This is a genomic window from Buttiauxella sp. AC038 (assembly GCF_979253565.1).
On the sequence record NZ_CEEDCQ010000001.1, the window covers coordinates 1,209,381 to 1,224,788 of the forward strand.

24 protein-coding genes and 1 pseudogene are annotated in these 15,408 nt (G+C 49.5%); 24 read left to right on the top strand and 1 reads right to left on the bottom strand.

The window, feature by feature from the left end:
* Window positions 1-434: 434 nt before the first annotated feature.
* From AC0IXI_RS05730 to AC0IXI_RS05760, 7 genes are read left to right on the top strand one after another with little or no spacing between them, the layout of a single operon-like run.
* A complete protein-coding gene (locus AC0IXI_RS05730) occupies window positions 435-878 on the top strand; it encodes a DnaT-like ssDNA-binding domain-containing protein (RefSeq protein ID WP_471682050.1) in 444 nt (147 codons plus the stop codon).
* Window positions 856-1,323, top strand: coding sequence for a replication protein P (locus AC0IXI_RS05735; RefSeq protein ID WP_471683203.1), 468 nt, complete (start codon window positions 856-858; stop codon window positions 1,321-1,323). Before AC0IXI_RS05730 ends, AC0IXI_RS05735 begins: the two co-directional genes overlap by 23 nt.
* A complete protein-coding gene (locus tag AC0IXI_RS05740) occupies window positions 1,323-1,742 on the top strand; it encodes a DUF977 family protein (RefSeq protein WP_471682051.1) in 420 nt (139 codons plus the stop codon). The genes AC0IXI_RS05735 and AC0IXI_RS05740 overlap by 1 nt, the downstream gene beginning before the upstream one ends.
* Window positions 1,739-2,299 (top strand): hypothetical protein, encoded by a 561-nt coding sequence (locus tag AC0IXI_RS05745; protein WP_471682052.1) that lies wholly within the window; start codon window positions 1,739-1,741, stop codon window positions 2,297-2,299. The genes AC0IXI_RS05740 and AC0IXI_RS05745 overlap by 4 nt, the downstream gene beginning before the upstream one ends.
* Window positions 2,292-2,924 (top strand): hypothetical protein, encoded by a 633-nt coding sequence (locus AC0IXI_RS05750; RefSeq protein ID WP_424222446.1) that lies wholly within the window; start codon window positions 2,292-2,294, stop codon window positions 2,922-2,924. Before AC0IXI_RS05745 ends, AC0IXI_RS05750 begins: the two co-directional genes overlap by 8 nt.
* Window positions 2,914-3,135 carry a hypothetical protein gene (locus tag AC0IXI_RS05755; protein ID WP_471682053.1) on the top strand — a complete coding sequence of 74 codons (222 nt, stop codon included), beginning with the start codon at window positions 2,914-2,916 and terminating at the stop codon, window positions 3,133-3,135. The genes AC0IXI_RS05750 and AC0IXI_RS05755 overlap by 11 nt, the downstream gene beginning before the upstream one ends.
* A complete protein-coding gene (locus AC0IXI_RS05760) occupies window positions 3,128-3,625 on the top strand; it encodes a class I SAM-dependent methyltransferase (protein WP_471682054.1) in 498 nt (165 codons plus the stop codon). The genes AC0IXI_RS05755 and AC0IXI_RS05760 overlap by 8 nt, the downstream gene beginning before the upstream one ends.
* Before the next feature lie 61 nt (window positions 3,626-3,686).
* Here AC0IXI_RS05760 and AC0IXI_RS05765 read toward each other — a convergent pair whose 3' ends face one another.
* Window positions 3,687-4,208 (bottom strand): hypothetical protein, encoded by a 522-nt coding sequence (locus tag AC0IXI_RS05765; protein ID WP_471682055.1) that lies wholly within the window; start codon window positions 4,206-4,208, stop codon window positions 3,687-3,689.
* A 132-nt stretch (window positions 4,209-4,340) separates the two neighbouring features.
* Between AC0IXI_RS05765 and AC0IXI_RS05770 the strand changes: the two genes are divergently transcribed.
* The 17 genes and pseudogenes from AC0IXI_RS05770 (at window position 4,341) to AC0IXI_RS05850 (ending at window position 15,401) form a co-directional block, all read left to right on the top strand.
* Window positions 4,341-4,589 (top strand): DNA polymerase III subunit theta, encoded by a 249-nt coding sequence (locus AC0IXI_RS05770; protein ID WP_471682056.1) that lies wholly within the window; start codon window positions 4,341-4,343, stop codon window positions 4,587-4,589.
* The gene (locus tag AC0IXI_RS05775; protein ID WP_471682057.1) at window positions 4,586-4,942 is read left to right on the top strand and encodes a hypothetical protein; all 357 of its coding nucleotides are present in this window, start codon (window positions 4,586-4,588) and stop codon (window positions 4,940-4,942) included. Before AC0IXI_RS05770 ends, AC0IXI_RS05775 begins: the two co-directional genes overlap by 4 nt.
* Window positions 4,943-5,547: 605 nt before the next feature.
* Window positions 5,548-5,742: a hypothetical protein gene (locus AC0IXI_RS05780; protein ID WP_232905076.1), complete on the top strand. Its 195-nt coding sequence runs from the start codon at window positions 5,548-5,550 to the stop codon at window positions 5,740-5,742.
* Window positions 5,743-5,894: 152 nt separating this feature from the next.
* Window positions 5,895-6,350 carry a YbcN family protein gene (locus tag AC0IXI_RS05785; protein ID WP_471682058.1) on the top strand — a complete coding sequence of 152 codons (456 nt, stop codon included), beginning with the start codon at window positions 5,895-5,897 and terminating at the stop codon, window positions 6,348-6,350.
* A 7-nt stretch (window positions 6,351-6,357) separates the two neighbouring features.
* Window positions 6,358-6,914: pseudogene (locus AC0IXI_RS05790) on the top strand (recombination protein NinG).
* A complete protein-coding gene (locus AC0IXI_RS05795) occupies window positions 6,911-7,489 on the top strand; it encodes a DUF1133 family protein (RefSeq protein ID WP_471682059.1) in 579 nt (192 codons plus the stop codon). The pseudogene AC0IXI_RS05790 and the gene AC0IXI_RS05795 overlap by 4 nt, the downstream one beginning before the upstream one ends.
* A gap of 526 nt (window positions 7,490-8,015) precedes the next feature.
* Window positions 8,016-8,393 carry a hypothetical protein gene (locus AC0IXI_RS05800; RefSeq protein ID WP_471682060.1) on the top strand — a complete coding sequence of 126 codons (378 nt, stop codon included), beginning with the start codon at window positions 8,016-8,018 and terminating at the stop codon, window positions 8,391-8,393.
* Window positions 8,394-8,477: 84 nt separating this feature from the next.
* The gene (locus AC0IXI_RS05805; protein WP_471682061.1) at window positions 8,478-8,873 is read left to right on the top strand and encodes a putative holin; all 396 of its coding nucleotides are present in this window, start codon (window positions 8,478-8,480) and stop codon (window positions 8,871-8,873) included.
* A complete protein-coding gene (locus tag AC0IXI_RS05810) occupies window positions 8,870-9,145 on the top strand; it encodes a phage holin family protein (RefSeq protein ID WP_151994660.1) in 276 nt (91 codons plus the stop codon). The genes AC0IXI_RS05805 and AC0IXI_RS05810 overlap by 4 nt, the downstream gene beginning before the upstream one ends.
* 2 nt (window positions 9,146-9,147) lie before the next feature.
* Window positions 9,148-9,627 carry a TIGR02594 family protein gene (locus tag AC0IXI_RS05815; RefSeq protein WP_471682062.1) on the top strand — a complete coding sequence of 160 codons (480 nt, stop codon included), beginning with the start codon at window positions 9,148-9,150 and terminating at the stop codon, window positions 9,625-9,627.
* A gap of 210 nt (window positions 9,628-9,837) precedes the next feature.
* On the top strand, window positions 9,838-10,161 hold the full coding sequence (lysC, locus tag AC0IXI_RS05820) for an Rz1-like lysis system protein LysC (RefSeq protein ID WP_471682063.1): 324 nt from the start codon (window positions 9,838-9,840) through the stop codon (window positions 10,159-10,161).
* A gap of 142 nt (window positions 10,162-10,303) precedes the next feature.
* Complete coding sequence (locus tag AC0IXI_RS05825; protein ID WP_471682064.1) at window positions 10,304-10,624, top strand: GrlR family regulatory protein; 321 nt, start codon at window positions 10,304-10,306, stop codon at window positions 10,622-10,624.
* A 99-nt stretch (window positions 10,625-10,723) separates the two neighbouring features.
* A complete protein-coding gene (locus AC0IXI_RS05830; RefSeq protein WP_232905066.1) occupies window positions 10,724-11,323 on the top strand; it encodes a hypothetical protein in 600 nt (199 codons plus the stop codon).
* Between the two features lie 2 nt (window positions 11,324-11,325).
* Window positions 11,326-11,541, top strand: coding sequence for a hypothetical protein (locus AC0IXI_RS05835; protein WP_471682065.1), 216 nt, complete (start codon window positions 11,326-11,328; stop codon window positions 11,539-11,541).
* Window positions 11,489-12,949 (top strand): phage terminase large subunit, encoded by a 1,461-nt coding sequence (locus AC0IXI_RS05840; protein WP_232905064.1) that lies wholly within the window; start codon window positions 11,489-11,491, stop codon window positions 12,947-12,949. The genes AC0IXI_RS05835 and AC0IXI_RS05840 overlap by 53 nt, the downstream gene beginning before the upstream one ends.
* Window positions 12,949-14,388, top strand: coding sequence for a DUF4055 domain-containing protein (locus AC0IXI_RS05845; RefSeq protein ID WP_471682066.1), 1,440 nt, complete (start codon window positions 12,949-12,951; stop codon window positions 14,386-14,388). Before AC0IXI_RS05840 ends, AC0IXI_RS05845 begins: the two co-directional genes overlap by 1 nt.
* Window positions 14,385-15,401, top strand: coding sequence for a minor capsid protein (locus AC0IXI_RS05850; protein ID WP_471682067.1), 1,017 nt, complete (start codon window positions 14,385-14,387; stop codon window positions 15,399-15,401). Before AC0IXI_RS05845 ends, AC0IXI_RS05850 begins: the two co-directional genes overlap by 4 nt.
* The last annotated feature ends 7 nt before the right edge of the window (window positions 15,402-15,408 follow it).

The following is a 15,408-nucleotide window of genomic DNA, read 5'->3' on the forward strand; positions in this document are numbered from 1 at the left end:
GACGGTGTCTTCCAAAATGCAGACCTTTCAGACATCGACGACATTGTAGGAGTTCCCGGTTTCGGCGCTGCGATGGCGTCCGTTGGCTGGGTTATTCATGACACTGAGAATGACTGTGTAATCCTGCCAAACTTCAATGAATACAACACATCAGGAAATTTAAGGTCTGCTACTGCGAAGACAAATGCGCAGCGGCAGAAAGAGTTCCGCGACCGTAAGAAACAACAAGAAAGTAACGTTACTAATAACGTTACTAATGATGTAACGGGTAACCGCAGAGAAGAGAAGAGAAGAGAAGATCTAAAAGATAAACCCCCTCTCTCTGGGGGCTGGATGAAATTCCACCAGAGGGTCTTGCAGAAGACAAAAGTGACGAGATCGCGGAACGCCATCAGGCACCACCAGGTGCTGGAGAACCATCCGGGAAATTCCCAATGTGGGAGGGCTGGAATCCGTCGCCTGACTTCCAGCGGAGGGCTGCGCTCTGGAATCGCATTCTCACCGGACCAGTTCCGGGATTTGCAGAACATGAACTGGCTAGCTTCACCGACTACTGGGCTTCTGAGGGGAAAGTATTTACCCAGACCCAATGGGAACAAAAATTTGCTGACAGCGTGCTGTACGAGCGCAAGCGGACTAATCAACTTGAACAAAAATCAGGGGGTAACCATGCAGGAAATAACAACGACGCAGGTGAGTCTGCCGCGCTCCGACAGGTCAGAGAAGCCCGCGCCGAATGGGAGCAGCAACAGGGTCTGGACGCTGTGGGAAACCATGGTGGGAATTTATTCGAACCGCTGGGTGATCAAGAACGGAACGACGCCGGGAGCGACCTGGATGGCTCAGATTGGTTCCATGACGGACACCCATCTGGCTGAGGTTTGCAAATGCTGCGTTGATCGCTGTGCTGCGGGAAACTCTTGGCCGCCTGATCTCGCTGAATTTATTTCCATTGCCACTGCCTGCAAACCAAATGTTTTTGGCCTTAACGTTGCCGATGTCACTGCTGAATACAATCGCTGGAAAAGCGAATGCTGGCGCTATAACTCATCCGAACAGTTCCCGTGGAAGCATCCGGTTCTGTATCACATCTGTGTCGAAATGAGACGTGAAGGGGTGGAGCGAAGGCTCACTCAAGCAGAAATGGACAAACTTGCCGCATTCAAGCTTTCCTGGTGGGAAGACCAGATTGCAGCAGGGAGGCAGATCCCCCCGGTCAGACGGCAAATTGCAGGGCCAGCAAAAGCTTCTGGCCCCACACCCGCGCAGTTGCTGATGGACGAATACAAAAGGCGTAAGACGCAGCAGAAAGGTGGTGTCTGATGAAAACAACAGATGCAATGCCACAGGATGAAACCTATAGCGAACGACTGGCAGTCATCCGGTCAATGCTTTCAGGGCGTGACCGGCTGACGTTCGGTGACATCAGAGCTTTGCTGAACACCTCGAAATGGGTGACGAAGCGACTTCTCGCGCAAGCCTCACAGGCAGGTGATTTGTATAAGTACGGAAAGCGTGGGTACTTCCTTGATGCAGCACATTACGAAGCCTACGCAGAAAATCTGGATGAGAAGCTTAGGCAGAAACGAATAGCGGCCAGCAGGGCATATAACGCATCGATGCGAGCCAACAGGCCGAAGCCTAAGCCGGTTAAATACATCAACATCGTTTGCCAGGAATGCCGCCAGAACTGGCAAGGCTACCAGGTACATAAAATTTTCGGCAGTGGAGCACGCGCATGAATACCAAAACTCAGGAATTAGTCACAGCTGGTTATGCACTGGCGAAAGGGCTTGATGCCGAATCGGCAAAGCTGGTGAAAGAGCTGGCTACCGAACTGGCTGTGCAGCGTGTGCGGGCCGACGAGCTAAACAAGCGGTCGGTTAACCTGGCGGTTGAGAATGCATCGCTGAAGTCGAACCTGATGTTCTGGGATGCTGATAATCCTGAATTGCCATATGACAGCCCGGAGGAAATCGCCAGCGAGTGCGAGCTTAATTACAACGAGGAGTTAGTTGTCCAGGTGGCGGCCAAACTCCCTAATCGAACCTATCGGGTCTGCGAAAGCTGGGAGATCGATTGCAAGCTAGAGCTTGTTGAAGGAACGGAACTGCAAACCCCTGCCACCGACGTAGCCATTGCAAACATTCGAGCCAGCGAAGCTAAGGAAATATACGAGAGTATTCTCGATAATCCGGCAGTGACTGATATGGGTTCATTGGTCGACTGGATTGAGTCATACGCAAATAACTCAATTTCTCACGCCGCGCAACTGCGCAGGGAGGCTGACAATGCGTGAACGTGGAATGATTTTCAACGCTGAGATGGTGCGAGCGATTCTCAACGGCAGTAAGACGCAGACCAGGCGAGTTTTTAAAAAACAACCTGATGAAGATGGGGTGTCATGCCAGGAGGGTAGTTGGTTCGATTCTTCAGAAACACGCCATGATAATCCTTTTGGCAAAGTTGGTGACCGCATCTGGGTTCGTGAAACTTACCGGGTAATGGGCTGTGCGACCGATGTCGCCCGCCTGATGTACAAGGCAAGCGAGCGCAACAGCTTTACTGAATCAACCCGTACTGTGCCGGTAGGAACATGTACCAAACAACCATCGCAAAACTGGACGCCGTCAATTCACATGCCACGCTGGGCAAGCCGAATATTGCTGGAAATTACCAATGTGCGCGTTGAGCGGCTGAACGCTATCAGTGAAGAGGATGCCAAAGCGGAGGGCGTAACCCCAGCAGGCACCTTGCTTCCTGAACACCCCGGCACTTACTTAACCCCAAACGGAGATTTTGCTACTGCGGAAGTGGCTTTTCAGCGTCTATGGGAATCCATCTATGGGGAAGAAGGCTGGCAGTCTAACCCATGGGTATGGGTAATTGAGTTCAAGCGCGTGGAGGTTGGCAATGAGCAATAAACCAAAAATAACGTTGATGATTAACTGGCTAGATAATTGCCCCAAGTGCGGGCATGCAGAGGCGGCGGTTACAACTCAGGGCTATGGCGGCGGGACTCTATGGAGTGGTGACCAGGCTACGTGCATGAAGTGCGGTCATTGCGGAGAAATTGATGCTGATGGCGAGAATGCTTGGGTTGAGTGGGATGAATTGGAGGTGACCCATGACTAACCAAGCATACGAAGCCACGCCTTCAATTCTGGATATGTGCTGCGGCTCCCGCATGTTCTGGCTTGATAAGCATGATGACAGGGCTGTGTTCACCGACATTCGTAGCGAAGAACATACGCTTTGCGACGGTCGCCGCCTGGTCATTCGTCCTGACCTGATTGCCGACTTCCGCGCGCTACCGTTCGCCAACGATTCTTTCCCGGTCGTTGTGTTCGACCCACCACACCTTGAGCGTGTTGGGGATAGCGCATGGATTGGCAAGAAGTACGGAAAATTGAACAAAGAAACATGGCGCGATGATTTACGTGCAGGGTTCGCTGAGGCGTTCAGAGTGTTGTGGCCACGCGGTGTGCTCATCTTCAAATGGAACGAAACCCAGATACCGGTGAGCCATATTTTGGCCCTTACACTAGAGAAACCAATAATCGGGCAGCGCACTGGTAAGAACGACAAAACTCATTGGATTATTTTCATTAAGAATGATAGCTAATCGAGGTATGCGCGTGAAGAAATCACGCGCAGTTACTACATTGATATATAAGAAGAAAAATTTATTTAATAGAGCAGTGATGAAAAAGCGCTATTTTTATTTTCCCCGCAGCTTTTGCTGCATTTTCTACTATCTCTGTTGGGTCATAGGATAGTTTTTCACGTACATTTTTGTTTTCTTGCAAAAGAAACTCAGCTCTGACTTCCAATAAATCATCGAATTGCTTTTCTAATTTCGCGTCATCAAACATTGATATCAAAGCTTTATACTTTGCTAATTGGTGCCTGTGTAGGCCGCTATAATCAACATCCTCCATTTCAACCCCCATTTCTTTTGCATATAGGCGTTGAATATAATCAATTTCCTCATCTATAAATTTAAGCAGATCACTCAAAGCAAAATCCGTGAATAGTTTGATTTGGTTGCGATTTCGCTCTAAATCAAGTGCGTTTTTATGCTGCCAGCGTTGAGTGAAGTACGCTGTAAACAACCCAATTATTGCACCTATAAGTATGCCAATAAGCCCGAACGCAGAAGCACTTAAGCCCGTTTGGTTCATTTTTTCACAGTAAACTGTAAGCATCGATATCTCCTGAAGTTGAGTTAGTCATATGATATCCAGCTTTTTATTTGTCTGACATAAAGAAATACTATTCTAAAAGGTTTCCTTCCTTAAGTTCTTAGGCTCACGAACTTTTGCAATAATGAGGGCTCCATGATTAATTACAACATTGCAGCAAAGAGCGAAGACGAGCGCGAAAAAGTAAACGTAGACTTGGCAGCGGCTGGCGTTGCTTACAAAGAACGCATGAATCAGCCGGTTGTAGCGGAGATGGTAGCGCGAGGCCAGCCTGAGCACCTCAAGGAGTACTTTATTGAGCGATTGGCGCACTTTCGTGATATATCGAGGCAGCTTCCTAATGGTAACGCGCCTGTTTATCAGAAAGCGGAGGAAGCTAAGTGATAGAGACTCTTACTCTTTTGGCTGAAGGCGTAATGAAATGGGTAAGCTTTGACTATGCGAGACGCTTAAAGGCCATCGATGCCCTCACTCCAGCCCTTTCAGCAACTATCGCTTACACAAGCAAGCTAAAGCGCAAGGAACCTCATGATCGGGACGTTGAGGATAGGCTTTTCGAGGCGTGGTATCTGGCTTCATCTGGTGTATCACCGTATGACAAACCATTGGCAAAACGATGTCTCGATAAATCTGAGCATTGGTTAAACTCGGCTCTATATGACGAAGATAAAGTTGGTGAGTTAAATATTTCATTATTAGCGATGAGGGCAGAGCTAGAAAAAATGAAGCATCAGTAAATTTGAAAATTAAACTACTCAATGGACCTCGCTGCGGCGGGGTTTTTTATTCCTGCAATTCACGCAATCATGATCGATTTTACCGATCGATAGCATCACATTGATCAATGAAACTGATTAATCAATAAGCACAGAACAGTAACAAGTTATCAACCTGCAATCTTCGCTGGTGGGTGTTTAGATTTCGTTTAAGTCGACACTTGCCAGTGTCATTGCGTGACATAAAGTGACGAAACGCAGGCATTCAATCAGTTAACCTCGACATATTTGCCGCTCGGCATTCGTTAACACTAACGATCAAATTTTGATCTAATGTAGCCAAAAAGATTATTCAAATCAGCCAGATAAATAACCTTGCATAGATACATGGTTTTTGTGCATACTTGGAAAAAGAAAATAATACTGTTTATACATACAGTTATTATGTGCTGTTTGTTTGTGTTGTGGTAGCAAAAACTACTGAATGCACTTTTTATGGCTTTTTGTTTCCGCGCAGGTTATTAGGAAAAAAGTCGACTTTGCTACAGTGGTTACGCATAGCCGAGATGGCTTTGCAAAGTGGGATTCTGGGTCCCGAAAATTAGTCAGTACCCGAGGGGGTTGATGTGAGTATTGAGGTCGCTGAGGTGATTAATATCGTCAGTCAGGGGGGTAAATTTGTGATTACCTGTGAAGATGGTGAAATTACTGGCCTCGAAAGAGTCAGGGATGATCAGTACGTCATGTCCCTTGCGGAACTGCTAGACCTGCAACGAGAAGCTAGTTTCAACGTTGACGAAAAAGATAGGCTACTGTCATAATTGTTTCGCCGCCTGAACAGCGGCAACGGAGCAGCAAAGCGCCACGGAGTGAACACCATGGCGCAAAAATACTACTATTCTGAACTCTCTCGCCTGACGTTATCCGACGCCAGCGATTCTTTGTATTCTGCGTTCGCCCCTGGGGGTGACGCGTGAACTTTCCAAAAGATGGCATTCGCCTTCACCAGACGAACTTCGATGCTATCGGGCAACAGCTACAACCGCTATTAGCTGGTGGTGATTGCTATCGCCTGATAATCAAACCTTGGCGTGATAAGCGCAGCCTGCCGCAGAACGCTTTAAGCCATATGTGGTACGGAGAAATCAGTGAATATCTGATTCGTTCCGGCCGCACCGAAGCAACTCCCGAGTGGGTGAAGCGCAACCTCAAGAAAACCTATCTCGGCAGCGTGGAAATAACCTATACCGATTTCATCACTGGCGAGAAAGCCACAACGTGGGAACCGCGGCACACTTCTGATCTGGATGCAGCGGAAATGCATCACTTCCTGGGCCAGGTCGAGATGTGGTGCGCGCAGTTCGGCCTGTTCCTCACTATTCCGCACGGCTGCGAGTATCAGCAGCTGCGCGACCAGCAGAATCAGTGAGGTGAGCATGGCTAAGCAACCTCGCCGCAAGTGCAAAGTCTGCCGTGAGTGGTTCCATCCGATTTATTCAAACGTCTGGTGGTGCTGTCCTGAGCATGGTGCGCAGTACGCGCTTGCGCTGCGCAGTAACGAAAAAAGAAAGCCGAGAAAGAGCGACAGGCCAAGCGTCGCCAGGCAGTCAAGCCGCTGAGTTACTTCATAGGTCGGGCGCAACAGGCCTTTAATGACTTCATCCGGTATCGCGACAGATTTAAGCCGTGCATCAGCTGCGGTCGCCACCATGACGGCCAATACCATGCAGGCCACTACCGCACGACAGGCGCGAACCCGGAGCTACGGTTTCACGAAGACAACTGCCATAAGCAATGCGCTCCCTGCAATAACCATCTATCCGGAAACCTTGCCGCGTACAGGCCAAAGCTCATTCTCAAAATCGGTCAGGCTCGATTCGATGCACTGATGGGACCGCACGAACTGCCAAAGTGGCGACGCGATGACTACATCGAGATTCGCAATATCTACCGGGCAAAGCTCAAAGAACTCAAACAGCAGGAGGCAGCGTGATTAATCCATCAGAAGTTGGCAAGCCAGGTGAGATAGCGCGCTTGCGTACGTTAGAAAGTATCTGGATACAGGGCAAACTAAGAATGTGGGGTCGTTGGTCATTCATTGGTGTTGGTAGTGGAGGAAACATGTTTAACCAACTCCTTGCTACTAAGACGTTAACCAAAACAGCTATCAACGAAGCGCTACGCCGTATGAAGAAATCAGGCATCACCAAATCGGAACTGGAAGCCTTCTTAAAAGATATGCTTAACGGGAAGCACAAAAGCAATCTGGCGTTCTGTAGTGATGAGGAAGCCCTGAAGATTGATGGAGTGGTTTGCGCTGTACTCAAGTCAAAAGGGCACGGTGCGCTTGTCGCTTTGCTATATGACCGTTATCAACGCCGGATGAGTAAAAAGGCCATGGCGCGAGAACTTCACCACCGGAATCCTGAGTGGTGCCTTAGAACTTGTGAAACCCGTATTGATACCTGGTTAAATTTGGCAGAATCGATGCTATATACGCCAATGTGTGATGTATTCGATACAAATAGCGACAGATTTACCTTGCAACGTTGCGCGGAAACTGCTTAAATTGTGCTAAGCTCGGGACGTAAAAACGAACTGAGCACACTCTGTCAGCGAAGACGCTATAAGCCGAGCGACAAGGTCAATTAATGAACCCGCCTAGTGCGGGTTTTTGCATAAGTGAATATCTTTTTGATACGTTAATTTGGATCATCTAAGAGCACTTTTCGTATCATAATGATATGAATATCAGTTGATATATGACGTATACATGCGTATTATGCCGCCCCATTCGGAGAGCACTTCGAAAACCAATTTGAAGAAAAAAAGTAGCGCAGAACTCTTGTGTCACACCACAGATTTATGTAGGTTGGATTCGTAGAGCAAACATAAGCCCTGCTAAGGATGTTTAATTTGAATAAGATTCAGCCAGCTGTCGTTTACACGATGACTTTTTTTATAGTCCCTGTATGGGGAATTTGGCTGCTTTCGCTCGTTAAATAATCAAACAGACGTTTCCGTTCTGTTTTCTAAAGATTTTCTAAGACTTATCCAGTTACAATGTACCCGGTTCTAACGATCTGCGCAGACGTTGGGTTACATTAACTGGCATAAGGTAATAGATATCGACGATACTCCACCATCCGTTTCCAAAAATCTTGTCTGGGCTCTGACCTTTATGGTCGGGCTGACCATTTCGATAGTTGGCTTTTTCGGTAGTCGCTTAGTAAATCAAGTCGATGACATGGATAAAGCACTCCAGACATCAAGAGAAGTACAGGCATCCCAAGTTGAAATCAATAAAGGTCTCCAGCGTGACATTGATAACAACGGAAAGGAAATTGAAAAGCTGAAAAGCGAAGTAGATCGCTTGAAGGAAACCAACGCTGTATTAAAGGCGAAAGCGGGAATCCCTCTGACGCAAAATCATAAGCCACCTAAGGGTGGCTTTTTAGTTTGTAGACATTGAAAACAAACAAAATTTAGCCCTGGCATTAGCCGGGGCTTTTTTATTCCCCTCATCTGAGAGGATACACAGCAAAGAGGGGGATTAATGTCCGCAGAACCTATCTCCGGCACTGCTACAGCTCATGCTGTGGTGACTACTGTCACGTTTGCCGGTTTGTGGGCTAACACTGATGCCGGGGTAATACTTGGTGCTTTCGCTGGCGCCACGCTTTATGTGCTGACTTCCAGAAACCTGCACTGGTGGGAAAAGTTGCTTTATGGCTTGGCTTCATTCTTGGCAGGTCTGATTGGCGCGAAGTACATGACCGCCATACTCAACGCCACACTGAATACCACACTGGGAAAGATTGCCCCAGGAACTGAGGTAATCCCTGTTCCTGAGTCCATCGGCGCGATGGTAGCTGCTGCGGTCATTATCACTTTTGTCCTCATGTACAAATCACGGCTGGAGAAGCAAGCGACCGCCGGGGAGGGAAAATGATAGTTGATGCGTCTTTCATCTGGCTTCAGGCAAATGCTGTCATCAGTCTGGCGACGGCAATCATTATTGCGACATACCAGCGCACTGACTCTCGTCACAAGCTGCATTACTCGATTATTGCCTGGCTGGCGATGGTCGCCCTCATCTCAATACCAATTCGCGTATGGGTAGGTAACTACACAATTGTGGACCGCTCCGAAGTCATTGTGAATTTCATACTCCTGCTGGTGATGTTGAACTCGCGGGGGAACATTACTGGAAAAAGGAGTTAGAAATGGAAGAACCACGCTGGCTGGTGGAAGCTCGAAAGTATTTAGGTCAGTTAGAAATCAAAGGCCCACGTCATAACCCTCTCATCCTTCAGTTCTGGAAAGACATCAAACGCAGTGGAATCAAAGATGATGAAACGCCATGGTGTGCAGCCTTTGTCGGTTCCATGCTCGAGCGAGTCGGAATCAAATCCACCCGCTTTGAGTCTGCGAAGTCATATCTCAACTGGGGTGCTGAGCTATGCGAACCAGCCTTCGGTTGTGTTGTGGTATTCAGTCGCGACGGCGGCGGCCATGTTGGATTTGTCGTTGGGCAGCGTGAAAACGGCGACCTGATGGTACTTGGTGGCAATCAGTCTGATGCTATTAATATCCGCGCCTTCCAGCGTTCGCGTGTATCAGGTTATCGCTGGCCTGTGAATGAGGCGAAAGATATGCGTCCACTGCCGGTAATGAACGGGAGCCTTTCGGAGAGCGAGGCATGATTGAATATTTCCTTCTTTCGTTTAAAACGCACTGGCGCTGGTGGTTATCAATTGCCGCTCTGGTGGTGATTGCTTGGCTCTGGAATGAAAACACCCGCATCGATGCCAGCCTTACCACGCTAGAGGGTGCGAACAACAGTAACCGCGCTGTCATGGATAACATGCTCCGCACTGTCGCTATCACTAACATTGTTCTGGGAGTCAATCAGCATGCTAAGAACCAGATTGCTCTGGAGTCACAGAAAGCCTCGAGTGACATCAAAACTGCGATGGCGGGTGATGATTGTGCTGCTCGGGTTGTTCCCTCTGTTGCAGCTAACCGGCTGCGCCAATACGCGGACAGTTTACGTTCCGGTACCACAGCAACAAACCCCAGCCAGCCTGACCGCTGAAACACCACAACCGTTTATTGCCGATCCGCTGACCTACGGGGCCAGTCTGGAATTAAACGTCAGTCTGCTGTCTGCGCTGGGGCAGTGCAATCGCGATAAGACTGATATACGAACCATTGAACAATCACGAGCCTCGCAATAGCGGGGCCTATGATTATATTTGTGAGCAATATCAAAATTAATATGTTTATTGCTACGTTAGCTTGAATGCATAAAAGTTGATCCCCACTAAATGTATTGCGCTGGAATCATCCAGAGCCTTCGTTACCTAATAAGGGATTACCATGAAAGACGGCATTTATTTTGTTGTGTTTAAAAGTGGTCAGAATGAAGTAGGGAATGGCACGGTAGTTGTAAAGAACAATGCAGTAAATGGAGGTGATTTTGGGTTTACTTATCGCGGAAACGTAGATAATGGACGACTCAATTTGCACGTCTCTCAACATGATCCACGCGCTCAGAATGTTATTCCAGGTCTTAACGAATACTCGATGGATTTGGATGTAAGAGAAATTGCTGGTGGTTATAACTTGCATGGCAATATTGCGGGGGTTCCTAATGCCAGTCTCGCCGTGCATGCAAAATTCATCGGTGATTTGATTTAAGATCTTCAAACCATCTAAACCGCCTCCGGGCGGTTATTTGTCATCACAAGAGCCACTTCCGAGTGGCTTTTTTAATGGCTTTAACTAACGGGATTGACCATGACCAAACCAGACTGGGAGGCCATCGAGTCGGCATACCGGGCTGGCGTACTGTCGGTGCGAGAGATTGCCTCACACCATGGCCTAACACATACCTCTATCAATAAGCGCGCAAAGCGTGATGGGTGGGAGCGAGATTTAAAAGCAAAGGTAAAAGCCAAAGCGGATGCGCTGGTTTCCAAGCGTGAGGTTTCCAGGCAGGTTTCCACGGAAACCGCTTTAACTGAACGGCAACTTATCGAGGCCAGCGCCGAAGTTATTGCTAATGTCCGTATGCAGCATCGTGGTGATATCAAGCGCGCACGTGAACTGGCTAATGCTCTGTTAGATGAGCTGGCGGGGGAGTGTTCGGACGTTTCAGCGTTGAACGAGTTGGGCGAGATGCTTCGCCAGCCTGATGACAAAGGCATGGATAAGCTCAACGACTTGTACCAAAAGGTCATTAGCATGCCATCACGCGTTAAGGCTATGAAGGACCTGGGCGACACGCTTAAAACGCTGATTGGTCTCGAACGAGAAGCCTACGACATTACAGCTGGCAACGACAGCGACGACGACACGCCTGTTCAGTTCAACATAACCGTTTCCCCCGGACACTAACCATGCACAAACAAATACGCAGTGCTGCGGCAATGATGCCAACCGGCCATCACGTTACGCGCCTTGAAAAGCTTCTACTCAAAGAACTCAAACGCCTGCCACGCGAAACGCTTATGGCGATAGCGCTAGTCGAACCGGTCATTAAACAAGTAGGGGCTAAATACGGTGGATGTCAGCCTGCACCCCAAACAACACCAGGCGCTGATAACGCCAGCTAACGAAATACTCTACGGCGGAGCCGCTGGTGGCGGAAAAAGTCACCTCATGCGTATCGCGGCAATTCTGATGTGCGCGGCTGTGCCAAAGCTTCAGGTTTATATCTTTCGCCGCCATTACGCTGACCTCTACAAAAACCACATGGAAGGGCCCTCGTCGTTTCATGTGATGCTCCACGAACTGGTGAAGCGGGGGAAGGCGCGCATCATTGAATCCAAAAACCAGATTATTTTCTGGAATGGTTCAAAGATTCATCTGTGCCACCTGCAACACAAGAAAGACCTCCAGAAGTACCAGGGGGCCGAAATTCACGTCCTGCTGATGGATGAGCTCACACACTTCCATGAAGACGAATATCGATATCTGCGTAACCGTGTTCGCTGCACCATTGATATTCCGGATAGTGAGATTTTCCCTGGCTTCAACCTGCGCCAGAAGATACCGATGATCCTCTGTGGTTCGAACCCCGGCTCTGTTGGCCATGCGTGGGTGAAGCGCACCTTTGTTGATTACGGCGTTCCGCTGAAACCGGCTAAAACGAAATCATCTGATGGTGGGATGCTGCGCGTTTACGTTCCTGCGCGGCTGGACGACAACCCTACGCTGCTTCGACATGATCCCAATTATCTCGAGCGCCTTGATGGTCTGGGTGATCCGTCACTGGTTAAAGCCATGAAGGATGGCGACTGGAATATCGTTGCGGGCGGTGCTCTCGATGATGTCTGGCGCACCGAACACATTATTGTGCCGCGCTTTACTGTTCCGAAAGGTTGGTATCTCGACCGCTCCTTTGACTGGGGATCAACCCATCCTTTCAGCGTGGGCTGGTGGGCTGAGTCGAACGGTGAGGAGGTTACTTACATTGAGGATGTTCTTGAAGGCGATAAGTTCGTTCAGTACGAAACCGTGCGCTCGTTTGCGCCGGGAAGCATTATCCGGATAAACGAATGGTATGGCGCAAAAGAGATTGGCCTCAATGAGGGGCTCAAGCTTTCAGCCGATGAAATAGCGGTCGGGATTGTTGAACGCGAACGCCTGTGGCGATGGGACGTTAACGCCGGGCCAGCTGATAACCAGATACGGAACGTGATGCAAAAAGGCGTCCCAACGATTGCCAGCACCATGGGAGAGCAGGGTATCTGGTGGGAGAAGTCAGATAAATCGCCAGGCTCACGCACAATCGGGCTGGAGCTGGTCCGTCAGCGCCTGAAAAATGCGACTACTGGAGAAAAGCCTGGCCTGTTCTTTATGGAGCACTGCCGGGCCGCAATTTCCACACTCCCGATTTTACCCCGCGACGATAAGAACCCCGACGATGTGAACACGGCGGCACAGGATCACGTATATGACGATGTTCGTTATCGGGTTCTGAAAGCTGCGCGCCTGGCTAAATCACTTGAGGCACGATAATGAATCAAATGTATGAGCGTCCTGATTTCGTTCAGTATCGGGCTATCTGGAAGATGATCCGGGACGCGATTGAAGCCAATGTTAAAACGAAGACATATTTGCTTGACATGGTGCCTTCGGGCGATAGCGAGTACGACGAACGGCGCAATCGCGATTACCGTGAACGGGCTATTTACTACAACTTCACCGGGCGCACCCATGCCGGGTTAATCGGTCAGATGTTCTACCGTGACCCGCAGGTTGATGCGCCAGAGTTGCTCAAAAGTGTCATTGCTGATATCGATGGCTCGGGCATTGCGATTGAACAGCAGGCGAAAGAAACCGCAGGTGTGTGTGCTGCCTGCGGGCGTTACGGTTTGTTGGTGGATTATCCACGTATTGAGGCCAGCGTGAGCCGTGCAGATATTGCTACCGGGCGCGTTAAGCCAACAGTTTTGCTATACCAACCAGAGCAAATCATTAACTGGCGTACCCAGCGAGTGGGTGGCAAACAGCGCCTGACGCTGGTGGTACTGTACGAGCAATACGAATCTGAAGATGATGGATTCGAGCAGGTTATGAAGGACCAGTGGCGAGTACTACGACTCACAGAAGCTGGTTACACCATGGCTGTCTGGCGATTTGGCGAGGATGAAAAAACGCTGAGCGCTATAGAGGATGGCGTTGTTATTCGCGACTCCACTGGTGCGCCCTGGCGGGAAATCCCTTTCATCATTGGCGGCTCGACTAACAATGACCCCGGCATTGATAATCCGCCGTTGCGCCCACTGGCAGAGCTGAATATTGGTCATTTGCGTAATTCAGCTGACCATGAAGAGGCGCTACATATGCTGGGCCAGCCAACGCCATGGGCGTCAGGCATAACGGTCGAACATAAGAAGCAGGTTATGGATGATAAGCCTGTGTTGTTTGGCTCCCGCACTTTCCTGATGTTGCCTGAAGGCGGTCAGGCCGGGTTGATAACGATGCCTGATTCGTCAGCGCTTGCGACAGCCATGGAATCGAAAGAGAAAAGGGCCGCTTCACTTGGTGCGAAGCTTATTGAATCCCAGAGCACCCAGCGCACAGCAACGGAAGCTAATCGCTCATCGATGGTGGAAGACTCGGTCCTGAGCACCATCGCCAAAAACGTCAGCCAGGCATATATGCAGGCATTGAAATGGTGCCAGGCATTTCTGGGTGAAACGGGCGCCGTAAACTTTGAACTATCCACCGATTACGACTTTAACAAGATGACCCCGCAGGAGCGGCAAATTCTTGTTGCTGAATGGCAGGCTGGTGGCATCACGGATGAAGAATATCGCTGGAACATTCGCCGCTCGGGCGTTGGCTATCTGGACGATAAGAAGTGGCAGAGATGGAAGGATGAACGTGACAACCAGGAAGATGGGCCGGACCTTGATCGGGGTGGCGAGAATCAGGCGGGGCAAGATGAATGATCAGCAACGACATCATCAAAGCCCAGGTGATGCTGGAGCGCTTGAAGAACGGCGAGATTAAGGACTTCCAGAAGGTACTGAAACAGCTTGACCGGGCGGTGCGTTCAATCCTCGCTGGATACACTAAGCTTCCCACTGACCTTGCCAGAATAAGGCGCGAACTTCGTGCAGCCCAGTCGGAGTTGTGGGGGCAATATCTGGATTCACTCTGGGATAACCTGGAATCTCTCTCAACCCATGAAGCGAATGTTGAAGCCGGGATACTGACGAGCCAGGCCATCTCGGTTGGCGTCAATATCGGCAAAATCAAAACGCCGGGACTGTGGTCGAAAACGCTCACCCGACCAATTACCGGAACGGGTGATTTGCTGGAGCCTTACGTCAAAGGCCTGGCAGAAACTGAAATACGCCGCATTGAACGTGAGGTGATGATTTCATGGGGGATGGGCCGAACGGTACAGGAAACACTGAAGGCAATTCGCGGTACCGCTGCGAATGATTTTCGCGATGGCGCACTGAACGCGACTCTCAATGACGCTAAAACCATTATCCAGACGGCTTACCAGCATGTCTCATCCGTCGCTTACCTCGAATCATCACTTTCAGCTGGTCTCGATGAGTATCAGCTGGTAGCAACACTTGATTCCCGGACATCGAAACTCTGCCGATCTCTTGACCTGACCATTCATAAAACAGGTGAGGGGCCGGTACCGCCATTTCACCCTCGCTGCCGCACTCGCATGGTGCCGTACTGGGGGAAAGAGGAAAAGCCTGGCACCCGCTCATCAGCGCTGGGTTACGTTCCTCAGGATGAATCGTTTTACGAATGGCTCTCGAAAATGCCGGACACCTACCAGAACGAATCACTTGGCCCGACCTGGGCGAAATTGTTCAGGGAAGGTGGCGTTACCCCCGAAGACTTCTCGAAGCGGGTCATTAATAACCTACAACCTCTCACACTCTCTGAGATGCGCAGTCGCTATCCAGAGATGTTCCAAAAAGCCAACCTCTAAAGGCAGT